General features: G+C 63.2%; 19 protein-coding genes. 6 read left to right on the forward strand and 13 right to left on the reverse strand.

Going from position 1 to position 23859, the window contains the following annotated elements; all coding sequences use genetic code 11:
• Positions 1-13 precede the first annotated feature (13 nt).
• On the forward strand, positions 14-904 hold the full coding sequence (locus Q8X51_RS22305) for an esterase/lipase family protein (RefSeq protein ID WP_407693595.1): 891 nt from the start codon (positions 14-16) through the stop codon (positions 902-904).
• Here the strand turns inward: Q8X51_RS22305 and Q8X51_RS22310 are convergent.
• Positions 901-1779: a DMT family transporter gene (locus Q8X51_RS22310; protein ID WP_065947143.1), complete on the reverse strand. Its 879-nt coding sequence runs from the start codon at positions 1777-1779 to the stop codon at positions 901-903. The two genes, Q8X51_RS22305 and Q8X51_RS22310, sit on opposite strands and share 4 nt — an antisense overlap.
• 97 nt (positions 1780-1876) lie before the next feature.
• Here Q8X51_RS22310 and Q8X51_RS22315 point away from each other — a divergent pair, with 97 nt between their 5' ends.
• From Q8X51_RS22315 to Q8X51_RS22325, 3 genes are all read left to right on the forward strand, one after another.
• The gene (locus tag Q8X51_RS22315) at positions 1877-2665 is read left to right on the forward strand and encodes an AraC family transcriptional regulator (protein WP_065925595.1); all 789 of its coding nucleotides are present in this window, start codon (positions 1877-1879) and stop codon (positions 2663-2665) included.
• A gap of 71 nt (positions 2666-2736) precedes the next feature.
• Positions 2737-3036: a PsiF family protein gene (locus Q8X51_RS22320; RefSeq protein WP_024073127.1), complete on the forward strand. Its 300-nt coding sequence runs from the start codon at positions 2737-2739 to the stop codon at positions 3034-3036.
• Between the two features lie 190 nt (positions 3037-3226).
• On the forward strand, positions 3227-4240 hold the full coding sequence (locus Q8X51_RS22325; protein ID WP_065925593.1) for an AI-2E family transporter: 1014 nt from the start codon (positions 3227-3229) through the stop codon (positions 4238-4240).
• A gap of 242 nt (positions 4241-4482) precedes the next feature.
• Here the strand turns inward: Q8X51_RS22325 and Q8X51_RS22330 are convergent, their stop codons facing one another.
• On the reverse strand, positions 4483-5751 hold the full coding sequence (locus Q8X51_RS22330; protein ID WP_407693596.1) for an Hsp70 family protein: 1269 nt from the start codon (positions 5749-5751) through the stop codon (positions 4483-4485).
• A 238-nt stretch (positions 5752-5989) separates the two neighbouring features.
• Between Q8X51_RS22330 and Q8X51_RS22335 the strand changes: the two genes are divergently transcribed.
• Positions 5990-6928, forward strand: coding sequence for a DnaJ C-terminal domain-containing protein (locus Q8X51_RS22335; protein ID WP_027607722.1), 939 nt, complete (start codon positions 5990-5992; stop codon positions 6926-6928).
• A 46-nt stretch (positions 6929-6974) separates the two neighbouring features.
• On the opposite strand, the gene ureC is transcribed toward Q8X51_RS22335, so the two are convergent.
• The 11 genes from ureC to urtA all read right to left on the reverse strand — a co-directional run bounded on the left by ureC (position 6975) and on the right by urtA (position 16985).
• The gene (gene ureC, locus Q8X51_RS22340) at positions 6975-8675 is read right to left on the reverse strand and encodes an urease subunit alpha (protein WP_065925590.1); all 1701 of its coding nucleotides are present in this window, start codon (positions 8673-8675) and stop codon (positions 6975-6977) included.
• Positions 8676-8786: 111 nt separating this feature from the next.
• The gene (locus Q8X51_RS22345; RefSeq protein WP_027607724.1) at positions 8787-9092 is read right to left on the reverse strand and encodes an urease subunit beta; all 306 of its coding nucleotides are present in this window, start codon (positions 9090-9092) and stop codon (positions 8787-8789) included.
• Positions 9089-9622 carry a GNAT family N-acetyltransferase gene (locus Q8X51_RS22350; protein ID WP_027607725.1) on the reverse strand — a complete coding sequence of 178 codons (534 nt, stop codon included), beginning with the start codon at positions 9620-9622 and terminating at the stop codon, positions 9089-9091. The genes Q8X51_RS22345 and Q8X51_RS22350 overlap by 4 nt, the downstream gene beginning before the upstream one ends.
• A gap of 5 nt (positions 9623-9627) precedes the next feature.
• Positions 9628-10140: a GNAT family N-acetyltransferase gene (locus Q8X51_RS22355; RefSeq protein WP_065925589.1), complete on the reverse strand. Its 513-nt coding sequence runs from the start codon at positions 10138-10140 to the stop codon at positions 9628-9630.
• 9 nt (positions 10141-10149) lie between these two features.
• Positions 10150-10452: an urease subunit gamma gene (ureA, locus tag Q8X51_RS22360; protein WP_003171437.1), complete on the reverse strand. Its 303-nt coding sequence runs from the start codon at positions 10450-10452 to the stop codon at positions 10150-10152.
• 146 nt (positions 10453-10598) lie between these two features.
• Positions 10599-11438, reverse strand: coding sequence for an urease accessory protein UreD (locus Q8X51_RS22365; RefSeq protein WP_027607727.1), 840 nt, complete (start codon positions 11436-11438; stop codon positions 10599-10601).
• Between the two features lie 33 nt (positions 11439-11471).
• Positions 11472-12170 (reverse strand): urea ABC transporter ATP-binding subunit UrtE, encoded by a 699-nt coding sequence (gene urtE, locus Q8X51_RS22370; RefSeq protein WP_016972546.1) that lies wholly within the window; start codon positions 12168-12170, stop codon positions 11472-11474.
• Between the two features lie 12 nt (positions 12171-12182).
• Complete coding sequence (gene urtD / locus Q8X51_RS22375) at positions 12183-13016, reverse strand: urea ABC transporter ATP-binding protein UrtD (RefSeq protein WP_174562753.1); 834 nt, start codon at positions 13014-13016, stop codon at positions 12183-12185.
• Entirely contained in the window at positions 13013-14080 is a 1068-nt protein-coding gene (gene urtC / locus Q8X51_RS22380; RefSeq protein WP_065947150.1) for an urea ABC transporter permease subunit UrtC, read from the reverse strand. Before urtC ends, urtD begins: the two co-directional genes overlap by 4 nt.
• On the reverse strand, positions 14080-15582 hold the full coding sequence (urtB, locus tag Q8X51_RS22385; protein WP_074848620.1) for an urea ABC transporter permease subunit UrtB: 1503 nt from the start codon (positions 15580-15582) through the stop codon (positions 14080-14082). The genes urtC and urtB overlap by 1 nt, the downstream gene beginning before the upstream one ends.
• 137 nt (positions 15583-15719) lie before the next feature.
• Positions 15720-16985 carry an urea ABC transporter substrate-binding protein gene (gene urtA / locus Q8X51_RS22390; protein WP_027607732.1) on the reverse strand — a complete coding sequence of 422 codons (1266 nt, stop codon included), beginning with the start codon at positions 16983-16985 and terminating at the stop codon, positions 15720-15722.
• A gap of 312 nt (positions 16986-17297) precedes the next feature.
• Here urtA and Q8X51_RS22395 point away from each other — a divergent pair, with 312 nt between their 5' ends.
• A complete protein-coding gene (locus Q8X51_RS22395) occupies positions 17298-23858 on the forward strand; it encodes a hypothetical protein (RefSeq protein ID WP_407693597.1) in 6561 nt (2186 codons plus the stop codon).
• Position 23859 lies beyond the last annotated feature (1 nt).

The raw sequence follows: 23859 nt of genomic DNA on the forward strand, positions 1-23859 counted from the left end.
GGACGTTCGCTTCATGTCGCAGTCGTTAGCCACGCGTTATCCCTTGGTGCTGGTGCCCGGCATGCTCGGGTTCGTGCGCCTGGGGTTTTTCCCTTACTGGTACGGCATTGTCCCGGCATTGCGGGCGGGTGGGGCGCAGGTGTTTCCCATCCAGGTGGCGCCGCTGGACTCCAGCGAGGTGCGTGGCGAGCAGCTGCTGGCGCAGATCGAGCGGATTCGCCTTGAGACCGGCGTCGACAAGGTCAACCTGATCGGCCATAGCCAGGGCGCGCTGACCGCCCGTTATGCGGCGGCCACGCGCCCGGAGTGGGTGGCGTCGGTGACGTCGGTGGCCGGGCCCAACCACGGTTCGGAACTGGCGGACCATATCCACGCCCATTATCCGGCCGACAGCGTGAAGGGGCGGCTGATGAGCGCAATGTTTCATCTGGTTGCAACGCTGATGAGCCTGCTGGAAACCGGTTATCGCGGCCCGCGCTTCAAGGCGGACTTGCAGGCGTCCCACCATTCCCTGACCAGCGCAGGTGTGGCGCTGTTCAACCGCAAGTATCCCCAAGGGTTGCCGCACACCTGGGGCGGGCACGGGGCGGAGGTGGTCAATGGCGTGCGCTACTACTCATGGTCCGGCACCTTGCAACCGGGCAAGACCGATCGCGGACGCAACCTGCTGGACGGGACGAATCGCAGTTGCCGATTGTTTGCCCGCAGCTTCGTGCGCGAGAAGGGCCAGTGCGACGGTATGGTCGGGCGCTGCAGCTCGCACCTGGGGCGGGTGATCGGCGATGACTACGCCCTGGACCACTTCGATATCGTCAACCAATCCATGGGCCTGGTCGGCAAGGGCGCCGAGCCTATCCGCCTGTTCGTCGAGCATGCCCAGCGCCTGAAGGCGGCCGGGGTTTAAGCCTGGCGGCGGACCGGTGTGGTCCAGCGCTCCGACAAAATCACCCCGCCCAACGTCAGCAAACCGCCCACCAGGTGATACAACGCCAATTCTTCCCTGAGCACCACGGCCGCAATCAATGCGGTAATCAACGGCAGCAGGTTGAAAAACAACGTGGTGCGGCTGGGTCCCAGGGTCTTCACCGAATGCATCCACGCCAGTGGCGCGAGCATCGAAGCCAGCAAGCACGCATAGAGCACCAGCGGAATATTCGTCCAGCCCAGGCCGGCTTTTGCCGAGAACAGAAACAGCGGAAACAGCACCACCACCGCCACCAGCACCTGCAAATACAGGAGCACCAGCGGCGGCAGGCGCAGTTGCCATTTTTTCAACAGGGTGCTGTAGACCGCGTACGCCAGGGTCGCGACCAGCATCATCGCATCGCCCAGGTTCACGCCGTGCTGCAGCAGCGCGCCGAGGCTGCCGGCCGACACCACCACCACTACCCCTGCGAACGACAGCACCGCACCCGTCAGCGCGCCAAAGGTCAGGCGCTGGCCCAGGCTGATGATGGCCGCCGTCAAGGCCATCAACGGCATCAACGACAGGATGATGCCCATATTGGTGGCGCTGGTCAGCGAGGCGGCGTAGTACGCCAGGCTCTGGTACACCGCCATGCCCAGCACGCCGAGGATGCCGATCTTGCCCAGGTTCGGGCGAATCAGCGGCCAGTGGGTGATGACCGGCTTGAGCATGAACGGTGTAAACAGCAATGCAGCCAGTAACCAGCGGTAAAAGCCGATTTCAGCGGGGAAGATCGAACCCACGGCCAGTTTGTTGACCACGGTATTGCCGGCCCAGATAAAAATGGCCAGCAGGGGATACGCGTATTGCATCGAAAGAAACCAGATGTGTTGATGAGCCAGGATTATCCCTTGTCTGGATCGAAGCCTATACTGCGATCCAGACAAACGACCTCTGTATCCAGACAATATGGCCCGACACACCGTACGCCTTGCGGATTTTGGCAGCCTGCCAAGCCCCGTGTACTTCCGTTACTCCGACTTTGCCCCCGACACTGAGTGCACCCCGCACCAGCATGTCTGGGGTTCGCTGGACTACTCCGCCAGTGGCGTAATGCGCATGGAAGTGGCCGGCAACCGCTTTATGTCGCCACCGCAATACGCGGTGTGGATCCCACCCAATACCGAACACAGTTCCTACAACGCCGAGGCGATTGTCTACCGTTCGGTGGGCCTTTCGCCGCCGCTCTGCGAGCAATTGCCCCAGCAGCCCTGCACCCTGGCGATCAGCGACATCCTCAAGGCCATCCTCAGCGACTTCGCCCAGCGTGACGTCAACATCCCGCACTCCGACGCCGATATTCGCCTGGCCCAGGTGCTGGTCGATCAGCTCAGGCAGGCGCCGATCCACGAGGGTTTTTTGCCCTACGCCCGCCACCCCGGGCTGCTCGGCGTGTTGGAAGGCATGCAGGCCGACCCCGCTGACAACCGTCCCCTGGCGCACTGGGCCGAGCAGGTGCATGTGAGCGAGCGCACCCTGGCGCGGCAGTTTGTGCGCGAGCTGGGCATGAGCTTCGGCGAATGGCGCCAGCGCTTGCGCTACCTCGCCGCCATCGAAGCCCTCGACAGCGAGCGCAGTGTGCAAAATGTGGCGTTTGACCTCGGCTACAGCAGCGCCTCGGCGTTTATCGCGATGTTCCAACGCCAGGCCGGCTGCACCCCGGAGCAGTACCGGCGGACGAATATTCGCAGCCGATGAAGATGTAACAAGGTTTGGCTACACTGCTGGGTAGGCCGTGCCTCCCGGCACGGTAACAGGGAGAAAACTCCATGAAGATGCTGCGTATTCCGTTGTTGATGATGGGCCTGCTGCTGTGTTCCCAGGGCTTCGCCGCCACCGCCCAGCAAAACAAGATGACCACTTGCAATGCCGAAGCCACCACCAAGACGCTCAAGGGCGACGAGCGCAAGGCCTTCATGAAGACCTGCCTGTCGGCCCCGGCGGCCAATGATGCGAAGACGCTCACGCCGCAGCAGCAGAAGATGAAGGACTGCAATGCCGACGCCAAAACCAAGGCGCTGACCGGCGATGCGCGCAAGACCTTTATGAGCACTTGTCTGAAGAAATAATAGCCCCGGGCCATAGAAGGCTGCGACACTCGTACACAGCCCCCCTGTAGGAGCGAGCTTGCTCGCGAAGAACGCAATTACCCCGCGTTTATTCAGAATAAACGCGTTATCGTTGGCGACCTTCGCGAGCAAGAACTAGGCGTCCCCCTCGCTCCTACACATCCTTTAACGCCGTTCGTTTTGAGGCTGTATGCCAACGTTTTCTCAGCGTCACGTGTTATTGCTGGCCAGCTACATCATCATTTTCGGCGGGTTGCTGCTGGTATTGCCGCTGAAGTTGCTGCCCAGCCTGCTGGCCGGCCTGTTGGTCTATGAACTGGTCAACATGCTCACCCCCCAACTGCAACGGTTGATCGAAGGGCGCCGCGCGCGCTGGTTGGCGGTGGCCTTGCTCGGCACCCTGATCGTCAGCGTGCTCGCCCTGATCTTCGCCGGCGCCATCAGCTTCCTGCTTCACGAAGCGGAAAACCCCGGCGCCTCCCTGGATAAATTCATGGGCGTGGTCGACCGCGCGCGTGGTCAACTGCCGCCGTTCCTTGATGCCTACCTGCCCGCCAGCGCGGCCGAGTTTCGCGTGGCTATCGGCGACTGGCTGAGCAAGCACCTGAGCGAACTGCAACTGGTCGGCAAAGACGCCGCCCACATGTTCGTCACCCTGCTGATCGGCATGGTGCTCGGCGCGATCATCGCCCTGCAGCGGGTGCCTGACCTGACCAAACGCAAGCCCCTGGCCGCCGCACTGTTCGACCGCCTGCACCTGCTGGTCCAAGCCTTTCGCAACATCGTCTTCGCGCAAATCAAGATCGCCGCGCTCAACACCGTCTTTACCGCAATCTTCCTGGCTGTGGTGCTGCCGTTGTGCGGCATTCACCTGCCGCTGACCAAGACCCTGATCGTGCTGACCTTCCTGCTCGGCCTGTTGCCGGTGATCGGCAACCTGATGTCCAACACCCTGATCACCATCGTCGCGCTGTCGCTGTCGATCTGGGTGGCGGTGGCGGCGCTGGGGTATCTGATCGTGATCCACAAGGTCGAGTACTTCCTCAACGCGCGCATCGTCGGCGGGCAGATCAGTGCAAAATCGTGGGAATTGCTCCTGGCGATGCTGGTGTTTGAAGCGGCGTTTGGTTTGCCGGGGGTGGTGGCGGGGCCGATTTACTATGCGTATCTGAAGAGTGAGCTGAAGCTCGGCGGGATGGTTTAAGGCGTGTTTTGCCTGGGCGGGCCCTATCGGGGCATAAGTATCTACACAACTTCAGTAGGATAACGCGTAGCAGCTGTCGAGCCTAGGCGAGGCTGCGTTTGCGGCGCGTCTGACACACCGCCGACGCAGCCTCGCCTAGGCTCGACAGCTGCTACGCAGGGGGTTCGGCTCAAGATGTGTAGATACTTATGCCTATCGGGGGCTTGCCCCCGATGAAGTCACCACGGTATTTCAGGTGAAACTCAGCAGCCGTAGCGCTTACTCGCCTCAATTGCCAAACCACTGCCGATACTGCCGAAGATATTCCCCTCCACATGCCGCGCATTCGGCAGCATGGCCGAGATGCTGTGGCGCAGCGCCGGGATGCCGCTGGAACCGCCGGTAAAGAACACCGTGTCCACCTGGGCCACCGCCACCGAAGCATCGGTGAGCAACTGCGTCACGCTGTTGCGCACGCGCTCCAGCAAGCCATCGATGGCCGACTCGAACAGTGCGCGGCTCAGGTCCACGCTCAACCCCGGCTCAACGCGGTCCAGCAGCACGTGGCGGTTGTCTTCGTGGGTGAGCTGGATCTTGGTCTCTTCCACTTCCATGGCCAGCCAGTGCCCGGCGCGCTGTTCGATCAGCTTGAACAGGCGGTCGATGCCGCCGGTGTCTTCGATGTCATAGCGCATGCTGCCCAGGGCCAGCTGGGATTTCTGCGAGTACACCGAGTTGATGGTGTGCCAGGTCGCCAGGTTCATGTGGTGGCTGGTGGGCATGTAGGCGCCGCTTTTCATGCGGCTGCCGTAGCCGAACAGCGGCATGATGCCGGCCAGGGACAGTTGCTTGTCGAAGTCGGTACCGCCGATGTGCACGCCGCCGGTGGCGAGGATGTCGTCCTGGCGGTTGTCGTTGTGGCGGCGCTCCGGGGACAGGCGCACCAGCGAGAAGTCGGACGTACCACCGCCGATGTCGACGATCAGTACCAGTTCTTCCTTCTCGATGGTGGACTCGTAGTCGAACGCGGCGGCAATCGGTTCGTACTGGAACGAAATGTCCTTGAAACCGATCTGGCGCGCTACGTCGACCAGGGTGTTTTCGGCCTCCTGGTCGGCCATCGGGTCGTCATCGACGAAAAACACCGGGCGGCCCAGCACCACTTCTTCGAACTCGCGGCCGGCGGTGGCTTCGGCGCGGCTCTTGAGTTGGCCGATAAACAGCCCCAGCAGGTCGGTGAACGGCATCGCCGTGCCCAAGACGCTGGTGTCGTGCTTGATCAACTTGGAACCCAGCAGGCTCTTGAGCGAGCGCATCAGCCGGCCTTCGTAGTTCTCCAGGTATTCGTGCAGGGCCAGGCGACCGTAGACCGGGCGGCGCTCCTCGAAGTTGAAGAACACCACCGACGGCAGGGTGATCTTGTCGTCCTCCAGCGCGATAAGCGTTTCCATGCCGGGGCGGATCCAGCCGACGGTGGAGTTGGACGTGCCGAAGTCGATACCGCAGGCACGGGCTGGGGATGGGTTTTTCATGTCTATCGGGTTCCGGTTGAAAAACGGCCGCGCAGTGTATGCCAGTCGAGGGCGGATGCGTAGGCCGACCATCCGTTAAATCGTGCTTGAAAGTTCGGCATTCGCCCCCACATCTGGTGCATACGGCAAGCGCCGATAACACTTTGACGCACCCCCAGGCCACAAGACTCAACAGGTGCAAACCAGCGCACGTTGTGCCCCGGGCTGTGCGATCTCGATTAAGGATGGTGAACCGCCGATGGATTTCAAAGACTACTACAAGATTCTGGGTGTCGAGCCGAGCGCCGATGACAAGGAAATCAAGGCTGCCTATCGCAAGCTCGCGCGCAAATATCACCCGGACGTGAGCAAGGAAAAAGACGCCGAAGCCAAGTTCAAGGACGCGTCCGAAGCCTATGAAGCGCTTAAAAGCGCCGACAAGCGCGCCGAATACGACGAACTGCGCAAATACGGCCAACATGGCCAGCCGTTCCAGGGCCCGCCAGGCTGGCAGAGCCGTGGCGGGTTTGGCGGTGGCCAGGGCACCGAGGATTTTTCCGACTTCTTCAGCTCGATCTTTGGCGGGCGTGGCGACGCGTTCGGTGGCGGCCAGCGTCGTCCAACCGGGCGTAAAGGCCAGGACGTGGAGATGCAGCTGTCGGTGTTCCTCGAAGAGACACTGTCCACCGAGTCCAAGCAGATCAGCTTCCAGGTGCCGCAATACGACGCCTCGGGCCGGCATGTCAGCAACACCACCAAGAGCCTGAACGTGAAGATCCCCGCCGGTGTCGCCGACGGTGAGCGTATTCGCCTCAAAGGCCAGGGCGCACCGGGTGTTGGCGGCGGGGCCAACGGTGACCTGTACCTGATCGTCAAGTTTGCGCCGCACCCCAAGTTCGAAGTGGATGGCGAAAACCTGATCATCAACCTGCCGCTGGCGCCGTGGGAGTTGGCGTTGGGCGCGGAAGTGGCCGTGCCGACCCTGACCGGCAAGATCAACCTCAAGGTGCCGGCCGGCAGCCAGAACGGCCAGCGCATGCGCGCCAAGGGCCATGGTTTGCTGAACAAGGCCGGGCAGCGCGGCTTCCTGTACGTGCAGCTCAAGGCGGTGATGCCACCGGCAGGCGATGACGACGTGAAAGCGTTGTGGCAGGAGCTGGCCAAAAAAGCCGCGTTCAATCCGCGCGAGCAGTTCTAAGGGGATTTGTGGTGAGGGCACAAGCTCCCTCACCACAGGTTTCAAGTCAGAACAGGAAATACCGCTGCGCCATCGGCAACACATCCGCCGGTTCACACCACAGCAGCACCCCGTCGGCCTTGACCTGATAGGTCTGTGGGTCCACCTCGATGTCCGGCAGGTAATCGTTGTGGATCAGGTCGGTTTTCTGCACATCGCGACAGCCCTTCACCACCCCAATCTGCTTCTTCAAACCCAGGGCTTGCGGCAAGCCTGCGTCCAGCGCCGCCTGGCTGATAAACGTCAGGCTGGTGGCATGCAATGAGCTGCCGAAACTGGCGAACATCGGGCGGTAGTGCACCGGCTGCGGGGTGGGGATCGACGCATTGGCATCGCCCATCAGGCTGGACGCAATCGCACCGCCCTTGAGGATCAGGGTCGGCTTGATGCCGAAGAACGCCGGGCGCCACAGCACCAGGTCAGCCCACTTGCCCACTTCGATGGAGCCGACGATATGGCTGATGCCATGGGTAATCGCCGGGTTGATGGTGTACTTGGCGATGTAGCGCTTGGCGCGGAAGTTGTCGTTGCCCGGGCCGTCACCGGGCAGGGCGCCGCGCTGTTTCTTCATCTTGTCGGCGGTCTGCCAGGTGCGCGTGATCACTTCACCGACGCGGCCCATGGCCTGGCTGTCGGAGCTGATCATCGAGAACGCGCCGAGGTCGTGCAGGATGTCTTCGGCGGCGATGGTCTCGCGGCGGATGCGGCTTTCGGCGAAGGCCACGTCTTCGGCAATGCTCGGGTCCAGGTGATGGCAGACCATCAGCATGTCCAGGTGCTCGTCGATGGTGTTGCGCGTGAACGGCCGCGTCGGGTTGGTGGAACTGGGCAGCACGTTGGGAAAGCCGCAGGCCTTGATGATGTCCGGCGCGTGGCCGCCGCCGGCACCTTCGGTGTGGTAGGTGTGGATGGTGCGGCCCTTGAGCGCGGCCAGGGTGGTTTCGACAAAGCCGGATTCGTTGAGGGTGTCGCTGTGGATCGCCACCTGTACGTCGTACTGGTCGGCGACGCTCAGGCAGTTGTCGATGCTGGCGGGCGTGGTGCCCCAGTCTTCGTGCAGCTTCAAGCCGATGGCGCCGGCCTTGACCTGTTCGATCAACGGCTCGGGCAAGCTGGCGTTGCCCTTGCCGGTAAACCCGATGTTCATCGGGAACGAGTCGCTGGCCTGCAGCATGCGCGCCAGGTGCCAGGGCCCGGAGGTGCAGGTGGTGGCGTTGGTGCCGGTGGCCGGCCCGGTACCGCCGCCGATCATGGTGGTGACACCGCTGGTCAGCGCCTCTTCGATCTGCTGCGGACAGATGAAATGCACATGGGAGTCGATGCCGCCGGCGGTGAGGATCATGCCTTCGCCGGCGATCACTTCGGTGCTGGCGCCGATGGCCATGGTCACGCCGGGCTGGATATCCGGGTTACCGGCCTTGCCGATCGCGTGGATGCGGCCGTTCTTCAAGCCGACGTCGGCCTTGACGATGCCCCAGTGGTCGATGATCAGCGCGTTGGTGATCAGGGTGTCGACGACTTCATGGGCGAGCAATTGGCTCTGGCCCTGGCCGTCGCGGATCACTTTGCCGCCGCCGAATTTCACTTCTTCGCCGTAGACGGTGAAGTCCTGCTCGACTTCGACGAACAGCTCGGTGTCGGCCAGGCGGACCTTGTCACCGACGGTGGGGCCGTACATGTCGGCGTAGGCTTGGCGGCTGATTTTCATGTGTGTGCCCTGAAATATTTGTGTTGAATGTGAAATCGCTATCGGGGGCAAGCCCCCTACCACCTTTGGAATGCGTTCCCCTGTGGGAGGGGGCTTGCCCCCGATGAGGCCCTAAAGGTCGCCCATGATCCGCCCGGCAAACCCGAACACCCGCCGCCCGCCGCTCAAATCCACCAGCTCGACCTCACGGCTCTGCCCCGGCTCGAACCGCACCGCCGTGCCCGCCGGAATATTCAGGCGCATGCCGCGGCTCAATGGGCGGTCAAATGTCAGCGCATCATTGGTCTCGAAAAAATGGTAGTGCGAACCCACCTGGATCGGCCGGTCGCCGCTGTTGGCCACACTGAGGGTGACGGTGCGTCGGCCGACGTTGAGTTCGATCTCGCCAGGCTGGATCTGATATTCGCCAGGAATCATGCAGGTTGCCCCAGGGTCTTGAAGTAGATGGCGGTCGGGCTATAGCGCCCGTCCGGGCTTTGGCAGTAGTCGGGCAGTTCACCGATCTTGGTGTAGCGCAGCGACTGGTAGAAGGCTTCGGCAGGCGAGCCGGCTTCGGTGTCCAGGTACAGCAGGCCGCGCTTGTGCTGGCGCGCGGCGAGTTCCAGGGTGTTCATCAATTGTTGGCCCAGGCCGTGGCGCCGCGCGTTGCTGTGCACCAGCAGCTTTTGCACTTCGGCGCGGTTCAGGCCGTTGGCTTTCTGGCACAGCGCCAACTGCACGCTGGCGATCACCTGCTCATCGCGCACCACCACCCACAGCAACAGGCTGGCGTCTTCAATGCTCGCCTGTACCCCGTCCAGATAGGCACGGGCCTGGGCTTCATCGAAGTCGGCCATGAAACCCACCGACGCACCGTGCTTGACCGCATCCAGCAACAGCTCGATCAGGCCCCGACGGTAGTGGGCAAAACTTTCAGCATTGACTCGACGCAGTTGCGCGGCGTTCATCGAACTCACTCCTTGGGCGGTTGCGCGCCCGGATTCAATGTCAGTTGCATAAAGGTCAGGTCCAGCCAGCGGCCGAACTTGATGCCCACCTGAGGCATTTGCCCGGTGGTGACGAAACCCAGGCGCTCATGCAGGCGGATCGAGGCCAGGTTGCCGCTTTCGATGGCCGCGACCATCACGTGTTTGCCACAGGTTCTGGCGCGTTCGATCAGGGCCTGCATCAGCCGTGGGCCAAGGCCCTTGCCGCGCTGGTCGTTGCGTACATACACCGAGTGTTCGACGCTGTAGCGGTAGCCTTCGAACGCGCGCCAATCGCCAAACGAGGCATAGCCGATCACTTGTTCATTTTCGGTCGCCACCAGAATCGGATAGCCCTGGGCCTGGCGTGCACTGAGCCAGGCCTGGCGGTTGCCGAGATCCACCAGTTGTTCGTTCCAGATCGCCGTGGTGTTGAGTACCGCGTCGTTGTAGATGTCGCGGATCGCCGGCAGGTCTTGCTCGGTTGCATCACGAATCATGGCCGTGCCTCACGCGATGGGTTGGTGGACGGTCACCAGCTTGGTGCCATCGGGGAAGGTGGCTTCCACCTGGATGTCCGGGATCATTTCCGGGATGCCTTCCATCACCTGTTCACGGCTGAGCAGGGTGGTGCCGTAGTGCATCAGGTCGGCCACGGTGCGGCCATCGCGGGCGCCTTCCATCAAGGCTGCGGAGATATAGGCGATGGTTTCCGGGTAGTTGAGCTTCACACCGCGCGCCAGGCGCCGTTCGGCGACTAAGCCGGCGGTGAAGATCAGCAGTTTGTCTTTTTCCCGTGGGGTCAGGTCCATGGTTCAAGGTCCTTCAAAGAATGCATTCTTAAATACAACAGAGATCAAGTGTGGGAGGAGGCTTGCCCCCGATGGGGGGTGTCAGGCAATACATCTTTCACTGACCCACCGCCATCGGGAGCAAGCCCCCTCCCACATTTTGATCTTCATGTGCTCCATATTCGTGGTGAGACTGCTTCCCGTCCTAGCACCGCCGGGCGTAACAGTTTCCATAAATCAATCAACCACCCCCGCGCCAGCAGCGCTTCACTGGCCAGGCAGCGGGCGACCAGCAAGCCGGGCAGTTGGGTCAGGTCGCCGCGCACGGCGTGGGGCAGGGCGCGGCAGTGTTCGAGTAATTCGGGCTCGATATCGCCGGTCACCAGCAGGGTGGCGAATACCGGTTGGCCGTCCAGGCCGATGGGCGAGTCGAGCAGGCCATCGGCGCCCACAATGCGCTGGCGCTCGTGCCAGAGCAACTGGCCGTCGCGGCGGATATCCAGGTGCGATTGAAAGTGGCCCAGGTCGAAGCGCTCGCCACTGGCCGGACGCCCCAGGGCGATCACGTCCCAGTAGAACAGCCGGGCATCGCCGTGCAGGTCGATGCGGGTGCTGAGTTCGGCCTGGGCGGCGCTGAACACAATGGTTTCCTGGGGCAGCCATTCCAGGGTCGCGCCGGCCTCCACGGTGAGATCAAGTTGCTGATACGCCGGGCCGCTGGCGCGATACCACTTCGCCGCGCCGGGGCTGGTCAATTGCGCCCACGCACCCTCGGCGACATGGGCGCGGATGTCCAGGCGGTCACCGCCGGCAATCCCGCCAGGCGGGTGCACGATGATGTGCTGGCACACCTCGGGGCCTTCGGCATACAGGTGCTTTTGCACCCGCAGCGGGCCAAGGTGACGGCGCATCACCGGGCGCGTGGTGTCGCCGAAACGCGCGTAGCCGAGGTCCAGCTCGGCGTGCCAGCTGGGGGTGAACAGGGCAGGGGAAACGGGCAGGTTCATGGTTTCTTGTGCTTATCGTCAGGACGCTACAGGTTAGATGGTAACCAAACCGCGCACACCCTCACTCTCCATATTTTCACCACGGCCCTGCTGCACGATTTCACCGCGCGACATCACCAGGTACTGGTCGGCCAGCTCGGCGGCAAAGTCGTAGAACTGCTCCACCAACAGGATCGCCATATCGCCGCGCGCCGCGAGCTTCTTGATCACGGCGCCGATCTCCTTGATCACCGAGGGCTGGATGCCTTCGGTGGGCTCATCGAGGATCAACAGGCGCGGGCGGCTGGCCAGGGCGCGGCCGATGGCCAACTGTTGCTGCTGACCGCCGGACAGGTCGCCGCCGCGCCGGTGCTTCATTTGCAGCAAAACCGGGAACAGTTCATAGATAAACGCCGGCACTTCCTTGGCTTCGGCACCGGGGAAACGCGACAGCCCCATCAACAGGTTTTCCTCCACCGTCAGCCGCCCGAAAATCTCCCGGCCCTGGGGCACATAGGCGATCCCTGCGTGCACCCGCTGGTGCGGCTTGAAGCCGGTGATGGCCTTGCCCTCCCAGTTCACCGCGCCTTCCTTGGCCGGCAGCAAACCCATCAGACATTTGAGCAGGGTGGTCTTGCCCACGCCGTTACGGCCGAGCAGGCAGGTGACTTCGCCGATCTTCACGTCAAAGGACAGACCGCGCAGGATGTGGCTACCGCCGTAGTATTGGTGCAGCTTGTCGACTTGCAGCATGTTCAGTTCTCCTTAGCGACCGAGGTACACCTCGATCACCCGCTCATTTTCCTGCACCTGTTCCAGCGACCCTTCGGCCAGCACGCTGCCCTGGTGCAACACGGTCACGTGGTCGGCAATCGAGCCGACAAAGCCCATGTCGTGTTCCACCACCATCAACGAATGCTTGCCCGCCAGGCGCTTGAACAGTTCGGCGGTGAATTCGGTCTCGGCGTCGGTCATGCCCGCCACCGGTTCGTCCAGCAGCAGCAGTTGCGGGTCTTGCATCAGCAGCATGCCGATTTCCAGGAACTGCTTCTGGCCGTGGGAGAGCAAGCCGGCGGGCCGATGCACGGAGGCGGTGAGGCGGATGGTGTCGAGCACTTCGTCGATTCCATCCTTTTGCTCGCCGCTCAGGCGCGCACGCAGGCTGGCCCACACCGACTTGTCGGTCTTCTGCGCCAGCTCCAGGTTTTCGAACACGCTCAGGGCTTCGAACACCGTGGGTTTCTGGAACTTGCGGCCGATGCCGGCCTGGGCGATCTGCACTTCGCTCATGCTGGTCAAGTCGAGGGTTTCGCCAAACCAGGCCTTGCCGTGGCTGGGCCGGGTCTTGCCGGTGATCACGTCCATCAGGGTGGTCTTGCCCGCGCCGTTGGGGCCGATGATGCAGCGCAATTCACCGACGCCGATGTACAGGTTCAAGTCGTTGAGCGCCTTGAACCCATCGAAGCTGACGCTGATATCTTCCAGGGTCAGGATGGTGCCGTGGCGGGTGTTCAGGCCGGTGCCTGCGGCCTGGCCGATGCCGATGGCATCGCGGCCGCTGCCCGCATCGAAAATAGGTTCGAGCATGACGTTCCTCATTTCTTCAACAGCCCGATAACGCCCTTGGGCAGGTACAGGGTGACGATGATGAACAGCGCCCCGAGGAAGAACAGCCAGTACTCCGGGAAGGCCACGGTGAACCAGCTCTTCATGCCGTTGACCACGCCGGCGCCAAGCAACGGCCCGATCAGCGTGCCACGCCCGCCCAGGGCCACCCACACGGCGGCTTCGATGGAGTTGGTCGGCGACATTTCACTCGGGTTGATGATGCCCACCTGCGGCACGTACAAGGCGCCTGCCAGGCCGCACAGCACCGCGCTCAGCACCCACACGAACAGCTTGAAGCCGCGCGGGTCGTAGCCGCAGAACATCAGGCGGTTCTCGGCATCGCGCAGGGCGGTCAGCACCCGGCCGAACTTGCTCCGGGCCAGGCGCCAGCCGATGTACAGGCTCGCCACCAGCAGCACCACCGTGGCCACGAACAGCACCGCCCGCGTGCCCGGTTCGGTGATGCCGAAACCGAGGATGCTGCGGAAGTTGGTGAAGCCGTTATTGCCGCCGAACCCGGTCTCGTTGCGAAAGAACAACAGCATCCCGGCAAAGGTCAGCGCCTGGGTCATGATCGAGAAATACACGCCCTTGATCCGCGAGCGAAAGGCAAAAAAACCGAACACCAGCGCCAGCACGCCCGGCGCCAACACCACCAGGCACAGGGCCCAGAGGAAGTGCTCGGTGCCGACCCAATACCAGGGCAATTCGGTCCACGACAAAAACGTCATGAACGCCGGCAGCTCATCGCCGGAAGCCTGGCGCATCAGGTACATGCCCATGGCATAGCCACCGAGGGCAAAGAACAGGCCGTGACCCAGGGACAACATCCCCGCGTAGCCCCACACCAGGTCCAGGGCCAGGGCGACAATGGCGTAGCAGAGGATCTTGCCCACCAGTGTCAGGGTGTAGGCCGATACATGCAGCGGGTTTTCCGGCGACAGCAGCGAACACAACGGCAGGGCCAGCAGCAGCAACAGCACCACCGCGCCGACTGCAATCGTCACCTGGGTGCCGGCCTTTTGCGTGGCCGTAAGCATCAATGGCTGGTTCATCAGTCGATCACCCGTCCTTTCAGTGCGAAGAGTCCCTGCGGGCGTTTCTGGATAAACAGAATGATCAGCGCGAGGATCAGGATCTTGCCGAGCACGGCACCGATCTGTGGTTCCAGGATCTTGTTGGCGATACCCAAGCCAAACGCCGCCATGACGCTACCGGCCAACTGGCCCACACCGCCGAGCACCACCACCAGGAACGAGTCGATGATATAGCTCTGGCCCAGGTCCGGACCGACGTTGCCGATCTGGCTCAGCGCCACCCCGCCAAGCCCGGCGATGCCGGAGCCCAGGCCAAAGGCGAGCATGTCCACACGCCCGGTGGGCACGCCGCAGCAGGCGGCCATGTTGCGGTTCTGGGTGACGGCGCGCACGTTGAGGCCCAGGCGGGTCTTGTTCAGCAGCAGCCACGTCAGCACCACCACAAACAGTGCGAAGGCGATGATCACGATGCGGTTGTACGGCAGCACCAGGTTGGGCAGCACCTGGATCCCGCCGGACAACCACGCAGGGTTGGAGACCTCGACGTTCTGCGCGCCGAACACCAGGCGCACCAGTTGGATCAGCATCAGGCTGATGCCCCAGGTGGCGAGCAGGGTTTCCAGCGGGCGCCCGTACAGGTGACGAATCACCGTACGTTCCAGGGCCATGCCGATGGCGGCGGTGACGAAGAACGCCACCGGCAGCGCGATCAGCGGGTAGAACTCGATGGCCGCCGGCACGTAGCGCTGCATCAGCAGCTGCACCACATAGGTGGAGTAGGCGCCGAGCATCAGCATCTCGCCGTGGGCCATGTTGATCACACCGAGCAGGCCGAAGGTGATCGCCAGGCCCAGGGCCGCCAGCAGCAGGATCGAGCCCAGGGACATGCCGCTGAAGGCCTGGCCGAGGATCTCACCCATCATCAGTTTTCGTTTGACCTGTGCCAGGCTGGTCTCGGCGGCGGTGTGCACGGCGGCGTCGGTTTCCACCCCGGGCGCCAGCAGCGCTTCGAGGCGCGTGCGGGCCAGCGGGTCGCCGGTACTGCCGAGCAAACGCACGGCGGCGAGGCGCACGGCCGGGTCGGTGTCGACCAGTTGCAGGTTGGCCAGGGCCAGGCTGAGGGCTGTGTGCACGTCCTCATTGGTCTCGGCGGCGACCTGCTGGTCAAGAAACTTGAGTTGCGCAGGTTGCGCGCTTTTTTGCAGGGTGCGTGCCGCGGCCAGGCGCACCTTGGGGTCGGCGGCGAGCAGTTGCTGGCTGGCCTGCACGTTGTCGATCAAGCCGCGCAGGCGGTTGTTCAGGCGCACGGTCTTGGTCTCGCCGTTGAGCGTGAGCTGACCTTGTTGCAGGGCGTCCACCAACTCGATGCGCGCCGGGTCGGGCTGGGCGGCCCAGTCCTGGAGGAGCTTGGCTTGTTGCGTCGGGTTGGCGGCCAGGAAGTCTTCGGCGTCGCCGGCATGTACCGCCAAAGGCAGTAACAGCAGCAATGCCAGGAAATAGCGATTGAGGGCAGCGGGCATAAACAAATGTCCTAGTCATGCGCGGACAGTGTGGGAGGGGGCTTGCCCCCGATAGCAGTGGGTCAGTGACAAGTGCATTGCCTGACACGCCGCTATCGGGGGCAAGCCCCCTCCCACAGTTGACCTGTGGTCGGGCTTTAGTTGCTCTTCACCGCGTAGTCCGGCTTTTTGTCATTGCCAGGAATGTACGGGCTCCACGGCTGCGCCCGGATCGGCTCCTGGGTCTGCCATACCACCGAGAACTGCCCGTCAGACTGGATCTCGCCGATCATCACCGGCTTGTGCAAGTGGTGGTTGGTCTTGTCCATGGTCAGGGTAAAGCCCGACGGCGCGGCGAAGGTCTGGCCGGCCAGGGCTTCGCGCACTTTGTCGACGTCGGTGGACTTGGCTTTCTCGGCTGCCTGCGCCCACATGTGGATGCCCACGTAGGTGGCTTCCATCGGGTCGTTGGTCACCGCTTTGTCCGCGCCCGGCAGGTTGTGTTTCTTCGCGTAGGCTTTCCAGTCGGCGACAAACTTCTTGTTCACCGGGTTCTCCACTGACTGGAAGTAGTTCCAGGCCGCGAGGTTGCCCACCAGCGGCTTGGTGTCGATGCCGCGCAGTTCTTCTTCACCCACGGAGAAGGCCACCACCGGTACGTCGGTCGCCTTCAAACCCTGGTTGGCCAGCTCCTTGTAGAACGGCACGTTGGAGTCGCCGTTCACGGTGGAAATCACCGCCGTCTTGCCACCGGCGGAGAACTTCTTGATGTTGGCGACGATGGTCTGGTAATCGGCATGGCCGAACGGGGTGTAGACCTCTTCGATGTCCTTGTCCGCCACGCCTTTGGAATGCAGGAACGAGCGCAGGATCTTGTTGGTGGTGCGCGGGTACACATAGTCGGTGCCGAGCAGGAAGAAACGCTTGGCGCTGCCGCCTTCTTCGCTCATCAGGTATTCCACCGCCGGGATCGCCTGCTGGTTCGGCGCCGCACCGGTGTAGAACACGTTCGGCGACATCTCTTCACCCTCGTATTGCACCGGGTAGAACAGCAGGCCGTTGAGCTCTTCGAACACCGGCAATACCGACTTGCGCGACACCGAGGTCCAGCAGCCAAACACCACGGCGACCTTGTCCTGGGTCAGCAGCTGCCGGCCCTTTTCCGCGAACAACGGCCAGTTCGACGCCGGGTCCACCACCACCGGCTCAAGCATCTTGCCGTTCACCCCGCCCTTGGCGTTGATCTCGTCGATGGTCATCAGCGCCATGTCTTTGAGGGACGTTTCGGAGATGGCCATGGTCCCGGAGAGCGAGTGCAGGATGCCGACCTTGATGGTCTCGGCGGCCTGCACGGTCCAGGTCAGGCCCATGGCGACAATGGAGGCGGACAGGGTGAAAGCCTTGATCAAGCTGCGACGCTTCATGGTGCGGTCTCCGTAAACGTTTAGTTTTTTTTGATAGGCCGATGTGAACGCTGAAGGGGTACTAGCAAGGGCTGTGCCCGATGGCCAAACACCCGGTTTTGCGGGGGCTGGAGCCCGGTGCCTGGCGTTGGCGCACCAATGCGGAGCGTGCAGGCGTTGGCGGTGCAGGGGATGCGCCTAAAGAGTGCCTGGGGGCCTCGATAACTATGCAGCGCCCTGCTGGCGGTTCAAGCGAGGACGCTTCTGCATGGCAAGCGTTGTGCGAGCCCGGTGCCCATGGGCACCGACGACGAACATGATCAAGGGAGTGTCATGCAAGAGCATTTATCCAGAGAGGAGCGCGCGGCAGCGAGGGGCCTTCGATACACCCTCAGCCCTGGGTTTATCAGTGCCGACGATGCTGCACGCTATGTGCACGAGCGCATTGGCGACAAGCGCGATCGCGAGTACGGCAGTGTCATTCTCCAGCGCCTGGCCGATAGCAAAGTGTTTGCCACCGAGCCGATTCCCGGCAAGGCGGCGACGTTCGACTTTTCGCTGTTGCTGGAGCGCGGGGCGCAGAACGAGTTCCTCGATCCTGCGGGCTACAAACTGGTGGGCGGGGTGCATTCTCACCCTGACCAGTTTGCCCAGCTCAAGGCCCTCAATCCCGATTATCGGGATCGCCAGGTGCGTATCTTCAACAGCTTTTTTTCCACCCGCGATGTGGTCTTCAACCACTACGAAGGGCGTGCGTTCGGCACCGCCTACTTGTCGGGCCCCCAGGGTGTATTGCTCAAGTACCAGCCGGGTTTTTCCGAGGCCGAACGCAAGTTTGTCGACTGGATCGACGACGTCAGCACGGCCGTGCCCGCCGATGGTCACGATGGCACGCTCGAAGGCTTTATCAAGAAAGTGGCGTCGGTAGGCCGCTTGTCGTTGCTGGTCGCCAGCGATGACTGGGGCGGGGTGCCCGGTGTCATCGATCAGCGCTGGCGGCCCTATCTGCCACTGAACAGCGGCCAGCCCACCATCGCCTGTGGGGCGGTGTATCCCGAGGCCACCCAGGCGCTCAACGCCGTGCAGGCGCGCATGCGGCGCATGCCGAATGTCAGCCAGATGGCCCTGCTGCTCAAGCATGAGCTGCGCGATGAATTCGCCGCCACCCAGCCCTTCGTACTCAGCAGTGCCGAGCAGTTGCCCACCGACAACCACCTGCCTTTGCTGGCGGGCGGGCCACCCTTGCCGGAAGGCTTTCACCTGCAGGGCTTCTTCTATCTGTCGCGGCCGGTACCGGCGCAGTTTCCGACGGTGGAACCGTGGCTGTACCAGCAGTTCTTCAGCCCTCGGGAGCTGGCGGCCTACATCGCCACGGCCCGCCGCTACATGCATACGGCGCCCTCCGTGCTGGGCATCTCGCTGTACCTGCGCACCAAGGACAATGCCTTGCTGCGCTACCGGTTCAGCGGCTCACCGGCGGAAACGCGATTGTTCACCACCGATGAGCCCGGCCTTCACCTGGCCCTCGCGGCGGGAACCCTGACCCCGCGCCAGTTTGTGAAGCAGGTGGCCGAAGCCGGTGAGTTGAGCGTCGAACAGACCAGCCCGCTGTGGGACGTGGAAGGCGTGGTCGAGAACAACTGGACGCCCTATGCACGCTTCCCGTTCAAGCAGGCCACCCTCGGCCAGGCGTTTTCGTCGGCCGACAAGGCCGCACAGTTTGCCCATGCGCAGGTGGGCGAGCGCCGTGACCGCGCCTATGTGGCGCTGATTCTGAAGCACCCCGACCAGCACTTTGTACTGACGCAATTGCTGCAGGCGGGCACCAACCCTTATGGGTTCCAGGGGTTCTATCCGTGGGACGCTTACAGCAAACAGTTGGCGTTGCCCGGTGGTTATCAACTGCACGCCTGGTTCGGCTCGCACATGGCGTTGTCATGGGGGAACCTCGATGCCGACTTCAAGACGAAGTGGACCCGCGACGATGCCAGCGTCTACTTCCAGGGCTTTACTGATGTCGAGGCCCACAGGATTCATCAACTGCGCGTGCCGGGCTACCTCTCTGGCGCGGCAGACTGCCTGCTTGTGCTGGAGCCGGAAGGGGCGGACCAGGCCGCATTCACGCGATTGTTCGCGCCGGCGCCGGGCGGCAGCCTGATTGCCAGAGACCTGGCGGACGGTACCTATACGCCTGCCGAAGGCGTGCGCAAGTTGGCTGGGGTCAGTCGCCTGCGGGTGGTCCTGGGCAATGCGCTATGGGGGCCGCCTGGCGTGATTGACCGGCACTGGCGAGCGTTTGCCGCTGAGCCGTCCCTGCCGAGCGGCGCGACCGCCGTGGCCACTCTGCCGGCCTTGAGCCCGGCGTTTGTGTCCGCGGATGATGCGGCGCTCTGGGCTCACCGGCGTATCGGGACGCGACGCGAGCGTGAGTTCGGTGGGGTCATCCTGAAAAAGCCTGGCGGGCACTTCTTTGCCACCGAGCCGCAAGTCAGCACCGGCGCGCGGTTCGACTTCCTCACCCTCCTGGCCACGGATGATCGCGCCCAGTTCATTGCTCCGCCCTCTTATGAATGCCAGGGCTTCTACCGTTCCTACCCGGCCGAGCCTGGCGAGGTGGAGCGCTACAACCCGGGCTTCAACCCGGACCAGGTCGAGCTGACCGGCAGCTTCTTCTCGAATGCCGATCAGGTGTTTGCCCTGTCCCACCGTGATTTCACCCCGGTGCATTATCTGTCCGGTCCTGACGGCACATTGCTCAAGTACACGAGCAGCGGTTCCCAGGCCGAACAATCCCTGTTGCGGCAGTTGACGGGGATCGAGCCGGCGCAGCCTCTCACCGGGTTCGAGGGGGCGGTGTGGAACCTGGCGCAGGCCGGGGACTTGCGGGTCGTGGTGGGCAGCAAGGTCTGGGGTGGGGTGCGGGGGCGTGTGCTGCACGGCTGGACCCTGGGCAGCCCTGTTACCTCGGTGCAGGACCTGCCGTTTTTTACCCCGCTGCTGTCGATGGGGCACAGTGCGGTGCTGGTCGCCCTGAGCAGCGTCGACTTGCTGGGGCAGGCGGCGGTGGGCGTGGTGCTGAAACACCGTACCACCTCGAATTACATCGCTACGCTGCCGGCGCCGTTGGGGACGACCCTGGACAGTCTGTTTCCCGTGGGGGACCGCGGTGAGCCAAGGCTGGTGCCGAATTATCGCCTGGTGGGTCTCTATCACGCCCAATCAGCACAGGCGCCGCAGAGGCTGCCACCCATGGACGCATGGCTCTATAAGCGTTTCGCTACGCCGGCGGTGCTGGTGGATGCCATGAGACAGTCGATCGCCAGCGCCGGTATGCAGATCGCCGCGCTCGGTCTCAAGCTGTATCTGCGCACCGCTGATAACGCTTTGCTGCACTGGCAGGTGCCGAGTGCCTCGTCTGCCAACGAGCTGTTTGTCGTCGACGGACAAACCGTGACCGACAACGGCAATGAAGCGGCCTTGCTCGACGGCACATTGTCGCCGCGGGATTTCGTGCGCCGCGTGATGCGCGCGGGGGAGTTGTCGGTGGTCCAGCAAGGTGGCCTGTGGAACACCCTCGGGCCGTTGTATGACAGCGAGCACTTGCCGCTTGGCTTCGGCGAGCGGCCCTTGAGCGGGATGTTCCTGACCGCGGACGACGCTGCGCGGCATGCCCATGAACGCATCGGCGTTCGCCGCAGCAATGCCTATGCCGGGTATGTCCTCAAGCGAGACGATGGGCGATTCGTGTTCACCGAACCCGTGGCCATTTCCGACGACGGCTTCGCCTCCGACCTGCTGCGCCCTGCCAACGGCAGTGCTTATCTGGTGCCGCCTGCGGACCATCAGCTCTATGCGCGCTACAGTTCGCATACCGCGTTATCCGTGGCTGACCTGGAACGCCAACGGCGTCTTGGCTGGACGCTGGCCGACCTGGAAGTCAACGCCACGCTGTTCTCCGATGTGGAGATCCGTTCGGTGATCGAATCGCGGCTGCCGGCCTATCTGAGCGGTTCGCCGAATAACCTGATCAGCTATCGCCCCAGTGGTTCTGCCAATGAGCTGCTGGTACTGAGCAATACCCAGCGCGAGCCCGGCCAGCATGGCTATTTCGAACGGCTGGAGAGCGGCCAGCTCAAACCGGTGGACATCGTCGCCCGGCTGGCCGATGCCGGCACCCTGAGCGTGCTGGTGCGCAGCGCGTTGTGGGGGCCGCGTGGCAGGGTCTACAGCGACTGGACGCCCAACTTCGACTACGCCGAAGTCGATCTGCAGGCACCGGCGTTCGGCGCGATCTTCGACAGTCTCGATGCCGCGGCACTCAATGCCCATGTGCGCTGGTACGGCAGGAACCTGGATGCACAACGCTGTACGGCGTACATCCTTAAGCATCCGCAGCGCGATGAGTTTGTGGTCAGTGAACTGCTGGCGATCACCTCCGGCGGGCGTTGGTTGAGTGACTCCTCCAGGGGCGTCGGTTATCTGGCCGGTGGCGAATTCGCCAAGGGGTTCGAGCTGGCCGGCCTGCTGTTTTCGCAGCAATGGGTGCCGGCGGGATTGCCCACCCCCGAGGCCTGGCTGGCGCGGTTCTTCATCACCCCCGAGGTGCTGCTGCGCGCCGAACAGGATGCCCGGCATCTGCCGCGTCCGGCAGCCACTGCGATACTGCCGGTGTATGTGTCGACACACGATGGCGCCTTGTTGCGCTACCAACCTCCGGCATCCTCCCTGCTCAAGGAGGCCACCGACGGCACGGGCGTGATCATCGCCGGGATGAACCTGCACAACGGGACGCTGGACGTCCAGCGCTATGTGTCACAGGTCGCCCGGCCTGCGGACCTGCGGGTGCTCTACACCAGCCAGTGCTGGGACCGCCGGGGAGCGGTGGGCCAGGGTGGCGTGGCCTGGCGACCCTACGCCAACTTCATCCGCCGTCGCCTGGGCCCGGCCTTTCATTCCCAGGACGATGCGGCCCGGCACGCCCGTTCGCTGCTGCAGGGCAATGGTCTGCTGGGCGGGTTGATTCTGCAGCGTCCCGATGGCCTGTTTGTCGCCACCGAGCCGCTCAAGGTGCCCCAGGAAGACTTCGACCCCAAGTGGATTTTCCCGGATGAGGTGGTCAGTACCGGTGGCTTCCCGGCGGCCCATACGGTGGTTGCACGTTACCGTTCCAGCCCGGCGCGGGAGTTGCCCTTCGTACTTGAACTGGCGCAGGCCGGCCTCTATCGCAACATGCTGTCCACCCGCGTGATTTCATCGGCCCTCGCAGGCCAGGACGCCCGCCTGAACCGCGAGTACCTGCTGGGTTCCGATGGCTGTGTGGTGAGCTACACACGCAGCCACTCCGCGCTGGAAGAAGCGCTGAGAAAACAGCTTTTGCCCCTCGACGAGACACGACTCGATCGCCTGGAAAACCTGCTCGAGCGTCAGATTCGCAATGCCGTGCTGGCGCCTGGCGAATTTGTCACGCGCCTGGCCAATGCGGGTATCTTGCGAGTGGTAGAGGGCAGCCCGACGTGGGGCACGCCACGCCGGATCACTGGCGCCTTCATCGTCAATAGCGACCGTCCCGCGCCATTGGCGATCCGGAACGCACTGGCAGACCCGGCGTTCAGTCCGCTGTTCACCCAGGAGCAGGACGCGGTGCGGTATGCCCATCAGCATCGTCGGCATGGCGAACACCTGCAGTTCGGCTACGTGTTCAAATCGCAGAAAAACGGGCACTACATGGTCAGCATGCCGCTGGTGCGCCAGAGCTATCGTGACTTTGCGCAAGTCTTTCCCGACGGTCTTTTCCCCCAGGGTTATGGGCTGGAAGGCTTCTACCTGTGTGCCAGCAGCGACAGCGTCACGCCGGCCACGGATCCGTTGCACCAGGCATTTTTTTCGCCCACGGACATGGACATCGGCATCCGCTTCTCGATTCACGGCATCAGGGGCAAGCAACTCACGTTTTACCTGTCATGCGCGGACGGTGCCCTGCTCAGGTATCAATACCTGGGCACGGATGCGCAGCTGGATTCGTGGGGCTCGCTGCTTGAAACACGGCAGCAGTTGCGCGCGGGCCGGATGACCCTGCTCAGTTACGTCCATCGCCTGCTCGACAAAGGGGTCCTGGATACGCTGGTCCGAGGCGAGGTCTGGACCACGCGCAATCGTGTCGATACGTTCTGGCAGCCCGGTGTCGATGAGGTGTTTGTGCCGCCTTGGCGTGCGGCCTGCGGTCCGGTTTTTTCCGATGGGGATGATGCCGCGCGCTATCTCCGGCGCCAGCTTTCGCCATATCGGGGCAAACAGTATCTTTCGGCGATACTCGCCAACGCAGCGGGCACGTCGTTCCTGGCTACCTTGCCGGTAGCGGCCGGGGCCGACCAATCGCTGATTCTGCGCCTGTTCTACAGCGGGCCGCTGGGCCCTGTACAACCGGTGGTGCCGCCAGCGCCCCTGCCGGACTTTCCGCAGCCATATGCGGTTGCGGGTGTCCATCTGCTCTACAACAGCATGCCGGCCACCGACAGCCGGGCGCCGAAGGATATCGCCCTGACGCGTCATTTCGTGGCGCCGACCTTCCTGAGTTATTTCATCAGGGTGTTGCGCGGGCTGTCGCGGCCGTCGCCGGGTCTTTATCTGTCGAGCCAGGCCGGTGCGCTGTTGAAGTACCTGCCCAGTTATTCGGCGCAGGAAAGCCTGGTCCTGGTGGGCGGCCCCGACGTGTATCCCACCGTGTTCCTGAAGGGCGTGGCCAGGACCGGGAAGCTGTTTGTGCTGGACAAGGACGGCTTCTGGATGAACGAGGGGCTACTGTCCGAACAGCAAGTGGAGCGCTCCAATGGCCTGGAAATCGCCGTGCCCGAGGTCGACGAACCGCTGAGCCTGCGCGACCGCGACGAGCTGTAAG

It is taken from the genome of Pseudomonas sp. Yb2C2 (genome assembly GCF_052112325.1).
In the GTDB taxonomy this organism is placed as follows: domain Bacteria; phylum Pseudomonadota; class Gammaproteobacteria; order Pseudomonadales; family Pseudomonadaceae; genus Aquipseudomonas; species Aquipseudomonas marginalis.